Origin of the sequence: Citrobacter sp. CK188, assembly GCF_030333525.1 — a bacterium.
Taxonomy (GTDB): domain Bacteria; phylum Pseudomonadota; class Gammaproteobacteria; order Enterobacterales; family Enterobacteriaceae; genus Citrobacter_B; species Citrobacter_B koseri.
In genome coordinates, this window is the sequence record NZ_JAOWFU010000034.1 from 178,815 (window position 1) to 196,808 (window position 17,994).

The following is a 17,994-nucleotide window of genomic DNA, read 5'->3' on the forward strand; positions in this document are numbered from 1 at the left end:
CACCTCTACCCGGCCAGACGGCGCACAGAGACAAAAAATTCATAGCGGGAACGATGTTATGCTTTATTGATAACCACCGGCACGCTCTTATAGGCTGGCGTCAGGCTTTCGCTATCGACCGCATCCAGAGACAACAGCACATTCGCTTCCGGCAGATAGGCGCCAATCGATCCTGCCGCCATGTTGTAGATCACGACCGTCAGCCCGCACATCGCGCGATCCTCACAAGGGCGGCCATGATCGTCCAGCGCCTGAATGGTCACCACATCGCCCTGCGCCAGCCCGCGCGCGCTGGCTTCCGCCGCATTTAAAAACACGACGTCACGGCGGCCGGTAATGCCGCGATAACGGTCATTCAGGCCATAAATGGTGGTGTTGTACTGATCGTGGCTGCGCAGCGTTGCCAGCACCAGCGCATCAGCGGGTTGCTGCTGACGCTCAACGGCGCGCTGCTGGCTAACGACAAAGTTGGCTTTGCCATTCCCGGTATGCCACTCACGGCGCGAGGCAGGCGTGTCCATGCGAAATCCGCCCGGCGCGGCAATGCGGGCATTGTAGTCATGAAACGCCGGAATAACGGCTTCAATGGCGTCGCGGATCAGAGCATAGTTTCCCACCATCTCTTCCCAGTTCACCGGCGAACGCGTAAGCGTGGCGCGTGCCATTCCCGCCACAATCGCAGGTTCCGATTTCAGCCACGGCGAAGCCGGTTTCAGAGAGCCGCAGGAGGCGTGCACCATCGACATTGAATCCTCGACGGTGACGGACTGAATCCCTGTCGCCTGAAGGTCGCGCTCCGTTCTGCCCAACGCGGGCAGCAGATAGTTATGCTTCGCCAGCAGCAGGTGCGAGCGATTCAGTTTGGTTGCCACATGCACCTGCATATCCAGCTTTTGCATCGCCGCAAACGTCCGCTGCGGCTGCGGCATCGCCACGGCCAGATTGCCGCCCATGCAGATTAACGCCTTAGCCTCGCCCCGCTCTATCGCCCGAATGCTCTCCACGCTGGCGCGGCCATGTTGACGAGGAACGGTAATGGCAAAACGCGCTTCAAGGCGTTGCAGGAAGGCGTCCGACGCCGCTTCGTTAATCCCTACCGAACGGTCGCCCTGCACATTGGAATGCCCACGCAACGGGCAGATACCCGCGCCCGGCTTTCCGATATTGCCTTTCAGCAACAGCAGGTTAACCAGTTGCTGCACATTCCCGGTGCCGTTTTTATGCTGGGTGATCCCCAGGCCGTAGCAAATGATGGTGGCGCGCGATTTATTGTAGCTGTGCGCTAAATCTTCCATCTGGCTGCGCGTCAGACCTGAATCCGCTTCCAGTTCCGCCCAGTGGCACTGGCGCAGATCATCATACAGCGCCTGATAACCGGCGGTATGCGCAGCAATAAACTCATGATCGAGGCAAGGCTGCTGGTTTAGCAGCACCCGCGCCTCATCCATTTCAATCAGCGCCTTCATCATGCCTTTGAGCAGCGACGCATCGCCGCCCATTTTCACCTGGTAGTAGCTGCTGCTGAGTTCGGTCGCCTGGCCGGTGAGCATCTCTTTAGGGCTTTGCGGGAAGCTAAAGCGTTCAAGTCCTCGCTCCGCCAGCGGATTGATAGCGATAATTTTGGCGCCGCGCTTTGCCACATCGCGCAGCGTGGTCAGCATACGAGGATGGTTGGTTCCCGGATTATGCCCGATGCAAATCACCAGATCGCAGTGGTCAAAATCCGCCAGTTCAACGGTGCCTTTCCCCAGACCAATAGCGCGCGTCAGCCCTGCGCTGGTCGGGCCGTGGCACATATTGGAACAGTCCGGGAAGTTGTTGCTGCCGTATTCGCGGGCAAACAGCTGATACAGGAACGCCGCTTCATTCGAGGTTCTGCCGGAGGTATAAAACTCTACCTGTTCCGGGGAATCGTAGCTGCGCAGGCGTTCGCCGATTTCCTGAAACGCGATGTCCCATTCCACGGCTTGCCAGGTATCGGTTACGGCATCATATTTCATCGGGTGCGTCAGGCGGCCAATATTTTCCAGCTCGTAATCACTGTACTGCCATAAAGTGGACACCGGATGACGACGGAAAAACGCCGGTGAGGCTTTCTTGCTGGTGGTTTCCCAGGAGACCGCTTTGACGCCATTCTCACAAAGTTCCATCGGCGCCCGATGGCCAGGGTCAGGCCATGCGCAGCCAGGGCAGTCAAAGCCTTTGACCTGATTCATTTTGAACATCGCGATAATATCGCGCGTGACGGCCTTTTGGGAAAACACCGACGCAGAGACCGCTTTCACAGCTCCCCAGCCGCCCGCCGGGCCCTGATAACCGCTTACTCCTGGAACACCATTTTTCATTGTTACTGCTTATTCACTGCCAATTTTTAATGGCGAGTACGGTAACAATTTCCGCTTGATATTGATTTCCTCTTGATGGAGTACAGGCGGGCTACAATTAACGGGTTATATTGTGTTCCCCTTCCAGCGAAAAAACCGGCGCTTAATGTCCCAATCTGTTAAACCGCATGGCCTCCGACTGCTACACTGCTTCAACACACCAACCCAGAAGGCAGGTCAACATGTCAGAGAATACTTATCAACCCGCGAAAGTATGGACGTGGGATAAATCCGCAGGCGGCGGCGCATTCGCCAATATCAACCGTCCCGTTTCTGGCCCGACTCACGACAAGACGTTGCCCGTCGGCAAGCATCCGCTACAGCTCTACTCCCTGGGAACGCCAAACGGCCAGAAAGTGACCATCATGCTGGAGGAGTTGCTGGCGCAGGGCGTGACGGGCGCAGAGTATGACGCCTGGCTGATTCGCATTGGCGACGGCGATCAGTTCTCCAGCGGTTTTGTCGATGTGAACCCAAACTCAAAAATCCCGGCGCTGCGCGACCACTCGCAGAACCCGCCGCTGCGTGTCTTTGAGTCCGGCGCAATTCTGCTCTACCTGGCGGAAAAATTTGGTTATTTCCTGCCGCAGGATCTCGCTAAACGTACCGAAACCCTGAACTGGTTATTCTGGCTCCAGGGGGCGGCGCCGTTCCTCGGCGGCGGCTTTGGTCACTTCTACAACTACGCGCCGGTGAAAATAGAGTACGCGATCAACCGTTTTACGATGGAAGCCAAGCGTCTGCTGGACGTGCTGGATAAGCAGCTGGCGCGTCATCCGTATGTGGCGGGCGATGAGTACACCATTGCCGATATGGCTGTCTGGCCGTGGTTTGGCAATGTCGTGCTCGGCAACGTGTATGACGCCGCAGAATTTCTGGATGCGGGAAGCTATAAGCACGTACAGCGCTGGGCGAAAGAGATTGCGGAACGTCCGGCGGTCAAACGCGGGCGCATTGTGAACCGCTCCAACGGGCCGCTCAACGAGCAGCTTCATGAGCGTCACGACGCCAGCGACTTCGACACACAAACCGAAGATAAGCGTCAGAGCTAAACCGTGACGCCGGATGAGATTTTAACGTCGCCATCAGGCGTTATATTGCCTGATGGCGCTTCGCTTATCAGGCCCACGGGTTTGTGATAGTCGGCGTTTAATTAAACCCATGTTGCATGAGAATCAGTCCTGCCGGAGTGGAAAGCAGAAATTCGGCAAGCGGTTTTCCGCGCGCCGTCAGACAGGCAAACGCGTACTCAGCGATCGGATTATACGGTTCAGGAATATCAACCACGCGCAGGGTACTGATTTGCCGCAGTCTGGGGGCATAGCTGGCATAACCAATAAAAACATCCGTGTAATCGTGGTCGATTAACCATTGCGCCGCCAGCGCTCCGGCGGGAAGCGGCAAAGAATCGCGGCCGCCGACCAGCGCCACAGCACGCGAGCGGATCGCCTCGCCGACGGCTCCCATTCGCGAAAAAAGCTGTTGCGTGTAATCACCGGAAGGATCGCAGCCCGGCGTTGATGTGCCAATTCGCAGATCCTCGCGCATCAACAGCGACCGCCAGTCGTCGCCCTCCCGCATAACGTCAGCACGCACGGTCAGGCAGAGGCGATTCAGCGCAAAGGACGAAACCGACAGCGCCCGCCCGCTCGCCAGCAGCGCCTGCGGATGCGCCACATTAGCCGAGGCGAAAAAGTCGCACGGCTCACCGGCTTCAATCCGTTCACGCAGCAATCCCGCCGGGCCGAAATCACAGCGGATCGTCTCTGCCTGAAAACAGGCCATTAGCGGTTGCCAGACGGCACGCAGGCTGCCTGCGGCAAGGATTTTCATCAGTCAACGCCCTGATAGTCAGTGCGATAAAAACGCTGATACCAGTCATTGGCGACCTTGCGCATATCAATATCCTGGAATTTCTGCGGATAGAGTTTTTTCGCCATCCACAGCTCGCCAATGCCCATCGCTTCCGGCATCGGATAGCCCCAGGCCTTCGCGTAGTCCGGCATCAGATAGACGCGATGATTTTTCACCGCATCAATCACCTGCCACTGCGGGCTTTGCAGGATCTCATCCACCACTTTCGGATAGCGATCCTGAACAAAAATCACCTGCGGATTCCAGGCGATAACCTGTTCCATTGCGACCTGCTTAAAGCCTTTAATGGTCGATGCCGCCACGTTCAACGCCCCCGCGTGCGCCATCATCAGGCCAGTATATTTACCGGAGCCGTAGGTGGTCAGTTCCGGGTTCGCCATATAGGCGCGAACGCGTTGATCTTCCGGGATGTTTTTCAGGCGTTCGCTCACCATCTTGCGCCCCTCATCCGTTGCGGCAATCAGCGCTTTTGCTTCGTCAGGTTTATTGACGATATCGCCAATCAGCGTGATCCCTTCACGCAGCCCTTGATCGTAAGCCTGTTCTTCATCCGTCATTGTCGGGTTCATTTTTGCCTGTTCGCCCGCCGCATCATGGCGCAGAGAAATCGCCACCACCGAAATGCCCAGGCTGCTGATTTTGTCGATCATTTCCTGCGGCGCATAGTTAGTGACAAACACCACCTGCGGATGCAGCGCGACCAGTTTTTCCGCATCAACGTGGGTTAAATCACCCAACGCGGCTTTCGTTGTCAGCTCCGGCGCCAGGCGGGCATAACCGTCGCCAAGCTGTTGTTTCCAGTTCGCCATCACGCCAACAATTTTGTCGGTGGCGTTCATCTGCACCAGCAAATTCAGCGTCTGATGCTGGAGTACCACTACGCGATCCACCGTATCCGGGACGGTAACCTGGCGACCAATCTGATCGGTAAACGTACGCTCGGCCTGAGCCATAAACGGCAGGGAAAAAAGCAACGCCAGCAGGGAGAGCTGGCGTAAGGATTTAAACATGGGAGATGTCCTCACAATCGATATATACATTAGTATACAACGATTGCAAGGCCGCTTGATAGATTGCCTTCAGGGATTATCAGGCGCTGGTAACGTCATACTCCATTCGGCGTAGCGCGTCTAATGTGGCTTTGGCTTCCTCTTCATCAATGATGCTCATGGCAAATCCCACATGCACCAGCACCCACTGCCCCACCAGCGTTGCAGGGCTGTCTTCACAGATCAGGGCAATATTCACATCACGCTTGATGCCGCACACTTCAACCTGCGCAAGCTGGTGAATATCTTCACCAACGGACAGAACCTGCCCCGGGACTCCAATACACATAGTTAACCACCTGGACGTTATTCCACTTCAATACTTTTCACTTTCAGCGAGTCGCCGGTATCCACCCGCAGACGATCGCCCTGACAGTGTGGGCACTGCGCGTCATGCTGCGTGATTTCAACCGCCTGGCTGCAATCCCAGCACCACGCCTGAGCGGGTTTATAGTCGATGTGCAACGCACACCCCTGCGCGAGCGTACCCTGGCAAACGATATCAAAGCTGAAGCGCACGGCGCTCTCTTCTACGCATGAGAGCGCGCCAATTTCCAGCCATACGCCGGTGACTCGCGTCACGCCATGCTGTTCCGCCTGCTGCTGGATAATCTCAACCGCGCTCTGGCACAGGGACAGCTCATGCATGCTCGCCGCTCCGGCGTCCAAACAGCAGCGCACGACGCCCTGCCAGCTGCGGCGCATCGGGATCGCTGACCGGCAGCGACAGCAGCATCCGCGCGCAGTCGTCCGCCAGACGCATCCCCTCTTGTGCCGACATACCGCGGTTGAGCGGCGACATCAGCGAGCAGGAGAGGTATTGCGAAACCCCGTCCAGTTCGCCAACGGTAAAGGTCATCGCGCCATACGGCAGACGTAATCCGAGTTTTTCACTGACTTTGCGTACCGGCCAGAGCTGATCGGGGCCGGGAAAAATCAGCGCGCTCAGCATCCACGGCGCGATCACGCAGCCCGTCCACTGCCCTTCAAACAGGGTGAAGTCAGAGACATACACTGGCATATTCGGGTGCAAAAACGAGAGATCGTGCATTGAGCGTCGGGCAATCTCTTCAAACGCCGCCTGAACCTGCATTTTCGGAGAGGACGGGAACCCTGAAATCTCCTCAGACATGCGCAGCCTCCCGTGGAATAGCCTCAACGCCTGACTCGCGCAGCGCGGCAAGAACCTGCGCCAGAGCAGGTTCAATCATCGCTTCAACCGTTGGCGTCAGGCCGATATGCGGCTCCAGCGATTCCGGGATCACGCCGATCAGCGTCAGCTTTTTCGGAAACTCGCCAGTGAAGCGCAGGGCCGACAGAACGTCGGCCAGGCCAAGCTGATGCGGTGAGATTTTGTTGGTGAACAGCGCAGGCACCTCATCATCACGCAGGATCATAAGGGTTCCCGGCATGTTCTTTCTCGACACAATGGCGTCCGCGATGATCAGGTGATCTCTGTCCGCCATATCGCCGAGAAGCTCCATTCCCGCCGTGCCGCCATCAAGGATCTCCACGAAATCCGGCAGGATGTACCGCTGTTCTAACGCTTCAACGATACGCACCCCGATGGCTTCATCGGTCAGCAAAATATTGCCGACCCCTAACACTAAAATCCGCATTACAGAACCTTAACTGAGACGACTTCGTTCCCGTCAGCGTCCACTACGTGCACCGCGCACGCCATGCAAGGGTCGAAGGAGTGAATAGTACGCACCACTTCCAGCGGTTTTTCTGGATCGGCGATCGGCGTCCCCACCAGCGACTGCTCGTATGGCCCCACTTCATCGTTAAAGTTACGCGGACCGGAGTTCCAGGTGGACGGAACCACCGCCTGGTAGTTGCTGATAATGCCGTCTTTAATGACCATCCAGTGAGAGAGCATACCGCGCGGCGCCTCAAGGAAGCCCACCCCTTTAAACTCACCCGTCGCCGGGATATCCGGTTTGACGAACGTGGTGTGGTCGCCTTTCCCGATATTGGCGATCAGCGCGCTGTACTGATTTTGCAGAATACCCTGCAATTCGCAGCAGTGAACGGTGCGGCCAATGATACGCCCCAGCGTGGAGTGCAGTTGCGCCACCTCCAGCGTTTTGCCGGTCAGTTTCTGGTAGATCGCGATGATTTCATTCAGTTTGGCCTTCGTGGACTCGCGTCCCGCCGCCAGTTTAACCAGCATATTGGCCAGCGGCCCCACTTCAACGGTTTTGCCGTAGAAGGTCGGGGACTTAACCCACGAGTATTTACCGTCATCAGACCAACCGGTGTATTCCGGGACGGTAGTCCCTTCCCACGGTTCCTGCGGCGCTTCGTCTTTGTACCAGGCGTGCTTCGCGCTCTCCTGAATCCCTTTAATCAGGTATTCATCGGAATGCGAGGCGATCGGGCGATACGTCGACAGATCCGCATTCTGGATATAGCCGCCAGGGAACAGGAAGCTGCCGTTTTTACCGTCGGTCGGAAATTCCGGCGCGCTCAGATAGTTAACCGCGCCTTTTCCGCGCTCCAGCCATTCTGGATAGAACGCCGCGATTACCGCCGTATCCACCTTGTAAACCTGCTCAACAAAGTCGCTCAGCTTGTCGATGAAGGACTTGATGTACATCAGGCGTTCAAGGTTCAGCACGCCGAGACCGTCGAGGTTGATCGGGTTCGCCACCCCGCCCACCGCCAGGTTCTGGATGTGCGGTGTTTTACCGCCCAGCAGCGCCACCACGCGGTTGGCGTCACGCTGGCATTCCAGCGCTTGCAGATAGTGCGCGACCGCAATCAGGTTCACTTCCGGCGGCAGTTTCATCGCCGGGTGTCCCCAGTAGCCGTTAGCGAAAATCCCTAACTGGCCGCTGGCAACGAGATCTTTGATCTTGTTCTGCACCTTCGTGAACTCTTCCGCGCTATTCAGGTGCCAGCTCGACACGCCGTTCAACAGCGCCGACGCTTTCGCCGGATCGGCTTTCAGCGCAGAGGTGATATCCACCCAGTCCAGCGCAGAAAGCTGGTAGAAGTGCACAATATGGTCATGGGTAGTATGCGCCGCCAGAATGATGTTACGGATGTACTGCGCATTGACCGGAACGTCAATCTTCAGCGCGCTCTCCGCCGCACGAACGGAAGAGATCGCGTGGGTCGTGGTACATACGCCACAGATACGCTGCACAATCATCCAGGCATCGCGCGGATCGCGATTCTTCACGATCTCTTCCATGCCGCGCCACATGGTGCCGGATGCCCATGCTTTTGACACCACACCGTTCTCGATTTCGCAGTCGATGCGTAAATGACCCTCAATACGGGTTACCGGATCAATAGTAATTCTCTGGCTCATGCTTTGCTCGCCTCATGACGATTGTGATCGTTTTGTTTTAATGGAGGAAGTATCGGCAGTAGACGAATGAGTAAGATGTATGCACAAATCTCAATAGCCACAAAACCAATAGAAATCAGCAGTTCTTCCCAGGTGGGAAAGTAGTGGTAGCCGCCGCCGGGATTGAACGCCACCAGCGAGTAGGACATACGCCACGTTGCGCAGCCCAGCAGCATACTGAGGGCGGACAGATACAACATCCGCGAGTCGCCGCGCAGTTTCGGCAGACGGAGCACCACCAGCGGGAAGACCATCAGCAGGACTTCAACCCAGAACAGCAAGGAGTAGTAGTCACCGGCAAACGCATAAGAGAGCTTGTCGCGGTAAATCAGTTCACCAAAACGGCACACGAGGAACAGCGCGATGAAAACGCTGATAGTACCGGTCAGCTTGATAAACAAACTTTTCTCATCCGGGCCGTTGCCTTTTAAGCCGCTCTGCACCAGAGAGCCTTCAAAAATAACGATGGAGAAACCCATGATGAAAGCGGTGAACAATGAGAACAGCGGCAGCATTTCATAGCTCTGCCACAGCGGATGTACTTTAATACCGGCGGCAATCATCAACGATCCCATTGACGACTGGTGCATGGTCGGCAGCAACGCCCCGAGAGCGATAACAAAGAACATCACTTTGTTCAGACGCTTAAGCGAGACTTTCCAGCCCAGGCGTTCAAACAGCGCGGGGGCAAACTCCAGCGCCATCACGCCGATGTAGATGGTCATACAGACCGCCGTTTCAAACAGCACCGAGTTCACATTGAAGTGTCCTGGGATGTAGAAATACGGCAGGTTCCAGTAACGACCAACGTCAATGGTGATCGACAGCCCGCCCAAAGAGTAACCGAACAGGCTTGCCAGCAGCGCCGGGCGCACCAGCGGATGGTATTGCCCCCGGTTGAAGACATACACCGCCCACGCCAGCGCCCAACCGCCGCACGCGAAGCCGGTGCCGATCAGCAGGTCAAAAGCGATCCACACGCCCCAGGGGAAGCCGCCGTTCAGATCGGAGACCGATCCCAGCCCGAAGACCAGACGTTTCACAATGAGAAGCATGCACAGGACGACAAGCGGCCCGAAGATGATGATCGGTTTACTGATTATTTTCCCGCCCAGCGGTTTAGGATCATGACTCATGATCGTCTCCTCCGTCGTGATGCTCGTTTTTCGTATTACGACGAACCATCACGGTTAAGCCCGCCAGCACAGCCAGTGGCAGCATCATGCCTTTATACAGGGTGTGTTGAATGTGTTCAGAACGCGCGCCAGTTGACAGATCGGCCAGTTGAGGGAGATCCAGATTCTGGTAAGGAACGCCGGTCAGCACCAGCACCTGCGTGCCGCCGCCCTCTTTTTCACCGTACAGATGCGGATAATACTTCGGTACGGTATGCAGATACGTATCGCCAGTCTGCAACGTCTGGCGCGGATAGTGGTATTCGCTGCCAGGCTTCAGCGCCAGGCGTTTTTGCGCCTCCGCCATCAGCTCTTCTCGCGTACCAAAAATCACCGCGCCCGCCGGACATACCTCAACGCACCCCGGCAGACCGCCCTTGTCCAGGCGCTCAACGCCCTTCTGGTTGCACAGTTCACACTTGTGCAGCGCGCCAAACGGGTTGTTGTAGTCGTATTTCGGCACGTTGTACGGGCAGGCGACCATGCAGTAGCGACAGCCGGTACAGACGTCTTTGTTGTAATGAACGATGCCGGTTTTCGGGTCTTTCTTCAGCGCGGATACCGGGCAAACGGAGACGCAGTTAGGGTCAACGCAGTGCATACACTGTTTCTTAATGTACGCGTAGCCGTTCTCTGTCTGATCTTTATTGACGCCACTTCCGCTATGCCACACCTGAATGATGTTATTAGTGTAAGGCGACAGCTTGTCGTTATTCGACCAGGTTTGCGCCCCTTCAGGGTTACGCGCCGGGAAGTTGATATCCTGGCATTTGGTCACACACGCCTGACAGCCCACGCACAGCGTCGAGTCATACAGCATCCCCAGGGAACCCGGGATGGGCGGACGGTTTTCCGCAGCCGCATGGCTGATGGACGGCGACGCGCCCAGCAGCAATGCCCCGCCAGAGGCTGCTTTAATAAAGTTACGTCTGTTCACGGTTATTCTCCCCGTGAGTCAGCGTTATCTTTCTTCTGCTGACGCCCCAGTTCACGTACCGCCATCACGCTGACACCGGCAACCAGCCCAACCACGCCGCCAAGCAGCCCGACGGCGCCTGCGGAAATGTGGCCACCCTCTTTCAGGTTGACATCCGGCTTCTCGGAACGCGGGGTTTGATTTTCCACATGGGCGAGTTGGTGGATGCCTTTATGAAAGCCAACGCCTTCCTCGTTACAGCCGTAGCAGGGGTGCCCAATCGCCACCGGCCATACGCCGCCAACATCGCAGAACTGCAACGTCGAACAGTTGCCGTAGGTTTCAGGCCCTTTACAGCCCAGATGGTAGAGGCACCAGCCTTCACGGTGGCCTTCATCGCCGAACTCTTTGGCGAAGCGACCGGCGTCAAAATGCGGGCGGCGTTCGCAGTGTTCGTGAATCAGACGGCCATAGGCGAAGGTTGGACGGTTTTTGGCATCCAGCTTCGGCGGTTTACCGTAAGTGATGATGTGGGCAACCGTTGCCAGGAAGTTATGCGGGTTCGGCGGGCAGCCCGGGATATTGATAACGGTTTTGCCCGGCAGGACTTCCTGCAACCCGACGGCGCCGGTCGGGTTCACGCCAGCGGCAGCGACGCCGCCCCACGCGGAACAGGAGCCGATCGCGATAATCGCCGCTGCGCCTTCCGCCGCCTTGCGGATGTGATCCACAATCGGCTCGCCGGCAACCATGCAGTAAATACCGTTATCTTTTAATGGGATGGAACCATCGACAACCAACACATACTGCCCTTTATACTTCTCCAGAGCGTTATGCTTGTTCTCTTCAACCTGATGGCCGAAGGCGGCGGAGAGGACCTCGTGGTACTCCAGAGAGATCGTTTCCAGAACGAGGTTTTCTACCGTTGGGTGGGTCGCGCGAAGGAGCGATTCGGTACATCCCGTACATTCCTGAGCGCCGATCCAGACGACGGGCGGGCGCTGCGGACGGGAAACCGATTCGGCCATTTCTGCGGCGGCTTTGCTACTGAGCCCCATGGTTGCGGCCAGTGCTGCACAAAGCTTCATGAAATCACGACGATTAACGCCGTGAGAAGTGATGAGAGTATTATCTCCAGTCATTTTATTGTTATTCCGTTGCAAAGACCTGGCTCTATTTTGCACCGTTCACAAATAACTTATTGCGATCGGCGCGCCATTTACCACACTTTCTTTATGGTTATTGAACCATGATACTTTGACGGAACAACAAAACGAAGGAGTAAGACAATAGTGTAATTAATTAAACCGGGGTAATACCCCCTTCGGATCAATTTTCGAGACGATAACCCGCCATAAAGAACCGGATAGTCGTATTCGATTGATTCTCCCGAAAGAAGTCCATCACCATATCTTTGTCCAGGCCATAACGGCGCGTCAGAATCCCCGCTTCCCAGGCGCTTAATTGTCGATCGCCGGTTTTTTCAAACATGCGATGCGAAAATCCTAATACGAATCCGCGCTTATAATCAGAACAAAAACCCGCCACGTTACGCGCGCTATCGGCACACGTTGCGTTTAATCCGGCCATCAGGCCCTTACCAAAATGATTGTCCATGATACCTCCAATCGCTATATAACAAATTATATAGCGATTTTTTAAGCGAACGCCAGAGGTATCACATACTTTTTTTTACCGGATCAGAAGGCGACCCATTCATCGCCTGACTTCGCGGCAGACGCCCCGCGCGGATTGGCTGGAGGGACCGTTTTCGCCGGGCTGATTTGCGCGTCATTATGAGAAAGTCGGAACTGTTGCACAGAGCGTTGCAGCTCTTCCGTTTGCCGTTCCAGCGCCGCCGCTGCCGCAGAAACTTGCTCCACCAGCGCGGCGTTTTGTTGGGTCACGCTGTCCATCTGGGTTATCGCCACACCAACCTGAGAGATCCCTTTGCTTTGTTCCTCGGAAGCGGCGGCGATCTGCTTCATGATGGTGGTGACTTCAGTTACTCCGCGCAGAATGGCCTCCATTGTCGCGCCCGTCTCCTGCACCAGCTGCGCACCCTGCTCGACACGACGCACGGATTCAGCGATCAGCGTTTCAATCTCTTTGGCGGCCCCGGCGCTACGGCTGGCCAGATTACGCACTTCACCGGCGACGACCGCAAACCCACGCCCTTGTTCACCGGCTCTGGCGGCTTCAACGGCGGCATTCAGCGCCAGAATATTGGTCTGGAAGGCAATACTGTTGATGACATTCGTAATTTCGGCGATCTGTCTGGAGCTGGCTGAAATACCGTCCATCGTCTCGACCACTTCAGAAACCAGCGTGCCGCCTTTTCCGGCCGTCGCGGAAGCGGCATCAGCAAGCTGACTGGCCTGGCGCGCATTATCCGCATTCAATTTCACCGTCGCGGTGAGCTGTTCCATGCTTGCAGCTGTCTCTTCCAGCGCCGCCGCCTGCTCTTCCGTACGGGAAGAGAGATCGTTATTGCCGCTGGAGATCTCTGTCGCGCCGCGCCAGATATTGTCACTGCCTGAACGAATCGAACTGACCGCTTCCCGCAGGCTATCCTGCATCGCGCTCAGTAGCGGCACCAGACGACCGACACAGTTACGGCCAAACTCTTCAATCGGCTGGCTCAGATCGCCTTGCGCAATCTGGCGGAACTGTTGGCGAATGCGCGCCAGCGGTTTCACTAACATCGTGACCAGGTAACGGTCGGTAAAGAAGAGAATCACAATTCCCAGAATAACGGCGGTGATAATCAGGGTGCGGATAATTGACGTTTTGCCGTCCACCATCACGCGGGTGCTGTCCAGCATCGTGCCAGCCGCGCTGTTAAAACGTTCTGCGCTGGCGCCGAAGGCGCGGCTCAGGGCGGGGGTGACATTATTCGCCTGTTCTGCAAATTCGGTGAGCGTACCCTGCTGCGCCAGTTGCATCTGCGGCGCGACGCCCTTATCAAGCAACGCCTGCCAGTTTGCCAATACCGCAGCGGCGATCTCCGGGTCCATCGGCCCTGGAGAGAGCGTTTTCATCTCTTCCAGCTTTTTGCTCATATTGTCCAGCGCCTGCTGTACTGGTACAAAATCGGGCGTACCGCCGCCGATTTTAACGTCCATCGCACGGCTTAAACGCGTGACAAAACGAAAATACTGATCGTTCCCCTGACTTAGCACCGTCATCTGACGCACAATATGACGATCGATATCATTCCCTTCCGCCACTTTAGATAATGCATGGACGCTGAATAAACCAACGCCCGACCAAAGAAGACAGAAGAGCCCCAATATTGTCAGCATGACAATACGAATAGTGAAGTTTTGCAGCAAACGCATAAGAATTTCCTTGCCGGGCTTGAGGGATTCGCCATCAGGCGACACTTATCCTCGTTATCGGCAGAGAATGCAGAATATATACTTTCTTTATTGTTTTTTTACTTAACTAAGTATACGAATCATCGTCAGCACGCTATTCCTGTGAATGCTTATAAAGCATAACGGCATTATTATGCCGCAAAGCAATATGCCGCACCTGAAATAATCGTTTGTTTTTCATTGTAAATATTTCTCAAACCAGGCCAGAGTGCGCGCCCAGGCCAGATCCGCTGCGGCCTTATCATAGCGGGGAGTCGAATCATTATGAAAACCATGATTCACCCCAGGATAGATATACGCTTCATAGACTTTATTATTCGCCTTCAGCGCCGTTTCGTAGGCAGGCCAACCTTCATTAATTGAGGTATCTAACTCGGCGTAATGTAATAATAAAGGCGCATTAATTTTAGGTACATCTGACGCCGGAGCCTGACGACCATAAAAAGGAACGGCGCACGCCAGTTCTGGATAGGCCACCGCCGCCGCATTTGATACGCCGCCGCCATAGCAGAATCCCGTAATAGCCACTTTTCCGCTGGCCGCCGGATGACGCTGCATAAACTCAATCGCGGCAAAGAAATCATTCATTAATTTTGTGGGATCAACCTGCTGTTGTAATTCCCGGCCCTTATCGTCATTACCGGGGTATCCGCCTACTGAGCTTAATCCATCAGGCGCCAGCGCAATATAACCCGCTTTCGCCACGCGTCGTGCGACATCCTCAATATAGGGATTCAGCCCCCTGTTCTCGTGTACGACCACGACCGCAGGCGTTTTACCCGTCGCCTTCGCCGGTTTCACCAGATAGCCGCGCACCTCGCCATGCCCGTTCGGTGACGGATACGTAATGTATTCCGGCAAAATGTCCGGGTCGGTAAATTCCACCTGCACCGCCAGTGCGTAATTCGGCTTCAGGAGATTAAACAGCGCAAGCGCGGTCACGCCGCCGACGGCATACTTTGCCGCGAGGTTAAGAAACTCGCGTTTAGAGATTTTTCCATGTGCATAGTAGTCATAGTAATCGAGCAACTCCTGCGGAAAGTCTTTGGCAGTCAGACGCGGCATAGTTTCACTCCTGAATTGATGTTTTTTTAAGCAAAGCATAACGACGTGTTTTTGCCCAATTTTTCGCATCAATGTGACCTGACGAACGGGATAAACCCCGTTGAGCCGCTAGAATAGAAACGTTGTTTTGAAATTCACTTTCTCTAAGGAGATGACATGGCCTGGTTAGCCAACCCCGAACGTTATGAGCAGATGCTTTATCGCTACTGCGGTAAAAGCGGTTTGCGTTTACCCGCGCTATCGCTGGGTTTGTGGCACAGTTTCGGCCACGTTCAGGCGCTGGATTCACAGCGTGCGCTGCTGCGTAAAGCCTTTGATTCAGGCATCACCCATTTTGATTTAGCCAATAACTACGGCCCGCCGCCGGGAAGCGCAGAAGAGAACTTTGGCCGTTTGCTGCGGGAAGATTTTGCGCCATATCGCGATGAGCTGATCATTTCCACCAAAGCGGGTTATGACATGTGGCCTGGGCCATACGGCTCCGGCGGGTCGCGTAAGTACCTGCTCGCCAGCCTCGATCAGAGCCTGAAGCGGATGGGGCTGGACTATGTCGATATCTTCTATTCCCACCGTGTCGATGAAAACACGCCGATGGAAGAGACCGCATCCGCGCTGGCGCAGGCGGTACAAAGCGGTAAGGCGCTTTACGTCGGCATCTCCTCCTATTCGCCTGAGCGAACTCAACGAATGGCGGAACTGCTGCGCGAATGGAAAATCCCGCTGCTGATTCATCAGCCGTCCTACAACCTGCTCAACCGCTGGGTGGATAAAAGCGGCCTGCTGGATACGCTGGCGGCCAACGGCATGGGTTGCATTGCGTTCACACCGCTGGCTCAGGGATTGTTAACCGGAAAATACTTAAACGGTATCCCGGAAGGTTCACGTATGCAGCGTGAAGGGAAAAAAGTTCGCGGTCTGACGGAGAATATGCTGACGGAAGCGAATCTGAACAGCCTGCGTTTACTCAATGAGATGGCGCAACGTCGCGGCCAGTCAATGGCGCAGATGGCGCTTAGCTGGCTGTTGAAAGATAATCGCGTGACGTCAGTGCTGATCGGCGCCAGTCGACCAGAGCAACTGGAAGAAAATGTGCAGGCGTTGTCGAACCTGACATTCAGCGCTGACGAGTTAGCGCAAATCGATAAACATGTCGCGGATGGCGAGCTGAACCTCTGGCAAGCCTCATCGGATAAATAACGCTTTCGGGCACGCGCGCCGGGTGGCGGTTTCGCCTTACCCGGCCAACGTCAGGCGCGTTTATTAAACCTCTTCCGGTTTGATTAGCGGCCGCTGATATTCAGGCCACACCAGAGCAACCAGGGAGGGATACGCCTCCAGGCTAAATTCCCGGAAACATTGCCGCAAGTTAAGCACATCCAGATCGGAATGCGGAACCTTTTCCCCGTTCAGACAACGCTTTTTAATGTTGTCATAATATTTATAGACCGCAGAGTTGAGATCGCTGCAACGGCGCTGCGCATCAAATAACCCCGGCGTTCCGTTTAGCTCCGCCATCGTCATCCGCTTTATCGTTGCGTGAAGAAAATCAATATATTCGTGATTGACTCGCCAGTACCATACCGGTGTAATAGTATTCATGAGCGACGAAAAATGATCTTCGCCCTCCTCTTTGGACAAGGGTTCCGCTTGATTTACTGGATTAGACGCCTCAGCAGAGCGCTGTTTATTAAATTCGTGCATCAAGAAAAGCACGCCACCAGTGAGTAATAGCAGAGTGATAATAGAATAAAAAATGCTGTTCATATGTCGACTCCATTTTTTTTGATTTTAAAATTACACCATGCTATTGTCAACGAGACCTGCCTTATAAAAAACAATATACTATTGATAGTAAAGGACATTCCAACATGCTTCCCGAGCATCTTGTGCCGACTCGTTTTCATTTATCTGCCTCGCCAGGCGATGCTGAGACCGTAGAAAATAGTGAAAATTTGACTCAGGGAAAGAAAACGCTGAGCGATTACGAGCCAGATATTTTAATTAGCGCCACACCGACTGGTCAATCTAAAAACATGTTACTTGAAGAACGTGACCGTCATTTAAAAGACCGGCTTTATCGCGTAGCTAAAATTGAGACGTTTGCTCGTCTTATTAATAGCCTACAGGCGGAAGGCGATGTTGATGCTCAGGCATTAAGTAAAATTCTGGCAGATGCCACAACAAAAATAAACGATCACGGCAATGAAATTTGGCTTAATCTCATAACCAGAGAGAAAAACTCTCCCGTTTTTTATTCTCTGGAAGAGAAATAATATGAAAGACGTTGAAGATAATAATGTTTATTTAGCTTTAGATAATAATAAAAGCGATGAATTTATCTTAAAGCAAAATCTTAAAGCGCTTATCGCCAATAAAAACGCGACCCTCGAACAGGTGGCGCAGGAGATCGTGTCGATTCCCGCCGCGTTAGTGCGGCTGAAATGGCAAAATCGCCGCGAAATCTATGCGCTCCAGGTCAAAGAAGAGATCTACGGTTCGGTTATCAATACGATTATTGAGCAACATCCCGAGATGCGGGACAAAATCATGGCGCGCCTGGAGAGCACATATCAGCACTTACTGGCGCGAGAAACGGCGACCCTGCGCCTGACCCGTAAGCTATCCGATGGCGATTACCGAACGACCAATATCACCACCGTCGCGCTGAATGAAAAACGTTTTCCCACGACGAAGTAATCTGGCGAATCAGCAATCCAGCGATTGCCGCATCATGCAGGCCTGGTAAGCGCAGCGCCATCAGGCAATAAAAAAAGCCGGGTACGGCTTGC

At 54.7% G+C, this 17,994-nt stretch carries 19 protein-coding genes; 4 read left to right on the forward strand and 15 right to left on the reverse strand.

The genetic code is table 11. The features are described 5' to 3' along the window. Nucleotides 1-56: 56 nt before the first annotated feature. Nucleotides 57-2,345 carry an FdhF/YdeP family oxidoreductase gene (locus OGV67_RS14515; RefSeq protein ID WP_286465682.1) on the reverse strand — a complete coding sequence of 763 codons (2,289 nt, stop codon included), beginning with the start codon at nucleotides 2,343-2,345 and terminating at the stop codon, nucleotides 57-59. Between the two features lie 221 nt (nucleotides 2,346-2,566). Here OGV67_RS14515 and yghU point away from each other — a divergent pair, with 221 nt between their 5' ends. Continuing rightward, a complete protein-coding gene (yghU, locus tag OGV67_RS14520; protein ID WP_200003476.1) occupies nucleotides 2,567-3,436 on the forward strand; it encodes a glutathione-dependent disulfide-bond oxidoreductase in 870 nt (289 codons plus the stop codon). A 97-nt stretch (nucleotides 3,437-3,533) separates the two neighbouring features. Here the strand turns inward: yghU and OGV67_RS14525 are convergent, their stop codons facing one another. From OGV67_RS14525 to yghX, 13 genes are all read right to left on the reverse strand, one after another. After that, a complete protein-coding gene (locus tag OGV67_RS14525) occupies nucleotides 3,534-4,217 on the reverse strand; it encodes a molybdate ABC transporter substrate-binding protein (protein WP_110493823.1) in 684 nt (227 codons plus the stop codon). Beyond that, nucleotides 4,217-5,269, reverse strand: coding sequence for an ABC transporter substrate-binding protein (locus tag OGV67_RS14530; protein WP_286465683.1), 1,053 nt, complete (start codon nucleotides 5,267-5,269; stop codon nucleotides 4,217-4,219). Before OGV67_RS14530 ends, OGV67_RS14525 begins: the two co-directional genes overlap by 1 nt. 79 nt (nucleotides 5,270-5,348) lie before the next feature. After that, a complete protein-coding gene (gene hybG / locus OGV67_RS14535) occupies nucleotides 5,349-5,597 on the reverse strand; it encodes a hydrogenase maturation factor HybG (protein WP_012135123.1) in 249 nt (82 codons plus the stop codon). Between the two features lie 17 nt (nucleotides 5,598-5,614). Beyond that, the gene (gene hypA / locus OGV67_RS14540; protein WP_012135124.1) at nucleotides 5,615-5,956 is read right to left on the reverse strand and encodes a hydrogenase maturation nickel metallochaperone HypA; all 342 of its coding nucleotides are present in this window, start codon (nucleotides 5,954-5,956) and stop codon (nucleotides 5,615-5,617) included. Continuing rightward, nucleotides 5,949-6,440, reverse strand: a complete 492-nt coding sequence (gene hybE / locus OGV67_RS14545; protein ID WP_115614415.1) for a hydrogenase-2 assembly chaperone — start codon at nucleotides 6,438-6,440, stop codon at nucleotides 5,949-5,951. The genes hypA and hybE overlap by 8 nt, the downstream gene beginning before the upstream one ends. Beyond that, the gene (locus OGV67_RS14550) at nucleotides 6,433-6,927 is read right to left on the reverse strand and encodes a HyaD/HybD family hydrogenase maturation endopeptidase (RefSeq protein WP_115614414.1); all 495 of its coding nucleotides are present in this window, start codon (nucleotides 6,925-6,927) and stop codon (nucleotides 6,433-6,435) included. The genes hybE and OGV67_RS14550 overlap by 8 nt, the downstream gene beginning before the upstream one ends. After that, on the reverse strand, nucleotides 6,927-8,630 hold the full coding sequence (gene hybC / locus OGV67_RS14555; protein ID WP_012135127.1) for a hydrogenase 2 large subunit: 1,704 nt from the start codon (nucleotides 8,628-8,630) through the stop codon (nucleotides 6,927-6,929). The genes OGV67_RS14550 and hybC overlap by 1 nt, the downstream gene beginning before the upstream one ends. Continuing rightward, the gene (gene hybB, locus OGV67_RS14560) at nucleotides 8,627-9,805 is read right to left on the reverse strand and encodes a Ni/Fe-hydrogenase cytochrome b subunit (protein ID WP_012135128.1); all 1,179 of its coding nucleotides are present in this window, start codon (nucleotides 9,803-9,805) and stop codon (nucleotides 8,627-8,629) included. Before hybB ends, hybC begins: the two co-directional genes overlap by 4 nt. After that, a complete protein-coding gene (hybA, locus tag OGV67_RS14565; RefSeq protein WP_024130950.1) occupies nucleotides 9,795-10,781 on the reverse strand; it encodes a hydrogenase 2 operon protein HybA in 987 nt (328 codons plus the stop codon). The genes hybB and hybA overlap by 11 nt, the downstream gene beginning before the upstream one ends. 2 nt (nucleotides 10,782-10,783) lie before the next feature. Then, complete coding sequence (hybO, locus tag OGV67_RS14570) at nucleotides 10,784-11,902, reverse strand: hydrogenase 2 small subunit (protein ID WP_012135130.1); 1,119 nt, start codon at nucleotides 11,900-11,902, stop codon at nucleotides 10,784-10,786. Nucleotides 11,903-12,089: 187 nt separating this feature from the next. After that, nucleotides 12,090-12,377, reverse strand: a complete 288-nt coding sequence (locus OGV67_RS14575) for a DUF2623 family protein (RefSeq protein WP_012135131.1) — start codon at nucleotides 12,375-12,377, stop codon at nucleotides 12,090-12,092. An 83-nt stretch (nucleotides 12,378-12,460) separates the two neighbouring features. Beyond that, nucleotides 12,461-14,101 (reverse strand): methyl-accepting chemotaxis protein, encoded by a 1,641-nt coding sequence (locus OGV67_RS14580; RefSeq protein ID WP_115614413.1) that lies wholly within the window; start codon nucleotides 14,099-14,101, stop codon nucleotides 12,461-12,463. A gap of 216 nt (nucleotides 14,102-14,317) precedes the next feature. Next, a complete protein-coding gene (gene yghX / locus OGV67_RS14585) occupies nucleotides 14,318-15,205 on the reverse strand; it encodes a YghX family hydrolase (RefSeq protein WP_047461196.1) in 888 nt (295 codons plus the stop codon). 156 nt (nucleotides 15,206-15,361) lie between these two features. Between yghX and OGV67_RS14590 the strand changes: the two genes are divergently transcribed. Next, on the forward strand, nucleotides 15,362-16,402 hold the full coding sequence (locus OGV67_RS14590; protein ID WP_012135135.1) for an aldo/keto reductase: 1,041 nt from the start codon (nucleotides 15,362-15,364) through the stop codon (nucleotides 16,400-16,402). A 63-nt stretch (nucleotides 16,403-16,465) separates the two neighbouring features. Here the strand turns inward: OGV67_RS14590 and OGV67_RS14595 are convergent, their stop codons facing one another. Continuing rightward, nucleotides 16,466-16,969 (reverse strand): ESA_00282 family adhesion-associated protein, encoded by a 504-nt coding sequence (locus OGV67_RS14595; RefSeq protein ID WP_012135136.1) that lies wholly within the window; start codon nucleotides 16,967-16,969, stop codon nucleotides 16,466-16,468. Between the two features lie 104 nt (nucleotides 16,970-17,073). Here OGV67_RS14595 and OGV67_RS14600 point away from each other — a divergent pair, with 104 nt between their 5' ends. Together OGV67_RS14600 and OGV67_RS14605 are read left to right on the forward strand one after the other, a co-directional pair. Beyond that, nucleotides 17,074-17,478, forward strand: a complete 405-nt coding sequence (locus tag OGV67_RS14600; RefSeq protein ID WP_012135137.1) for a hypothetical protein — start codon at nucleotides 17,074-17,076, stop codon at nucleotides 17,476-17,478. A 1-nt stretch (nucleotide 17,479) separates the two neighbouring features. Further along, a complete protein-coding gene (locus OGV67_RS14605; protein WP_047461188.1) occupies nucleotides 17,480-17,902 on the forward strand; it encodes a hypothetical protein in 423 nt (140 codons plus the stop codon). Nucleotides 17,903-17,994: the final 92 nt, after the last annotated feature.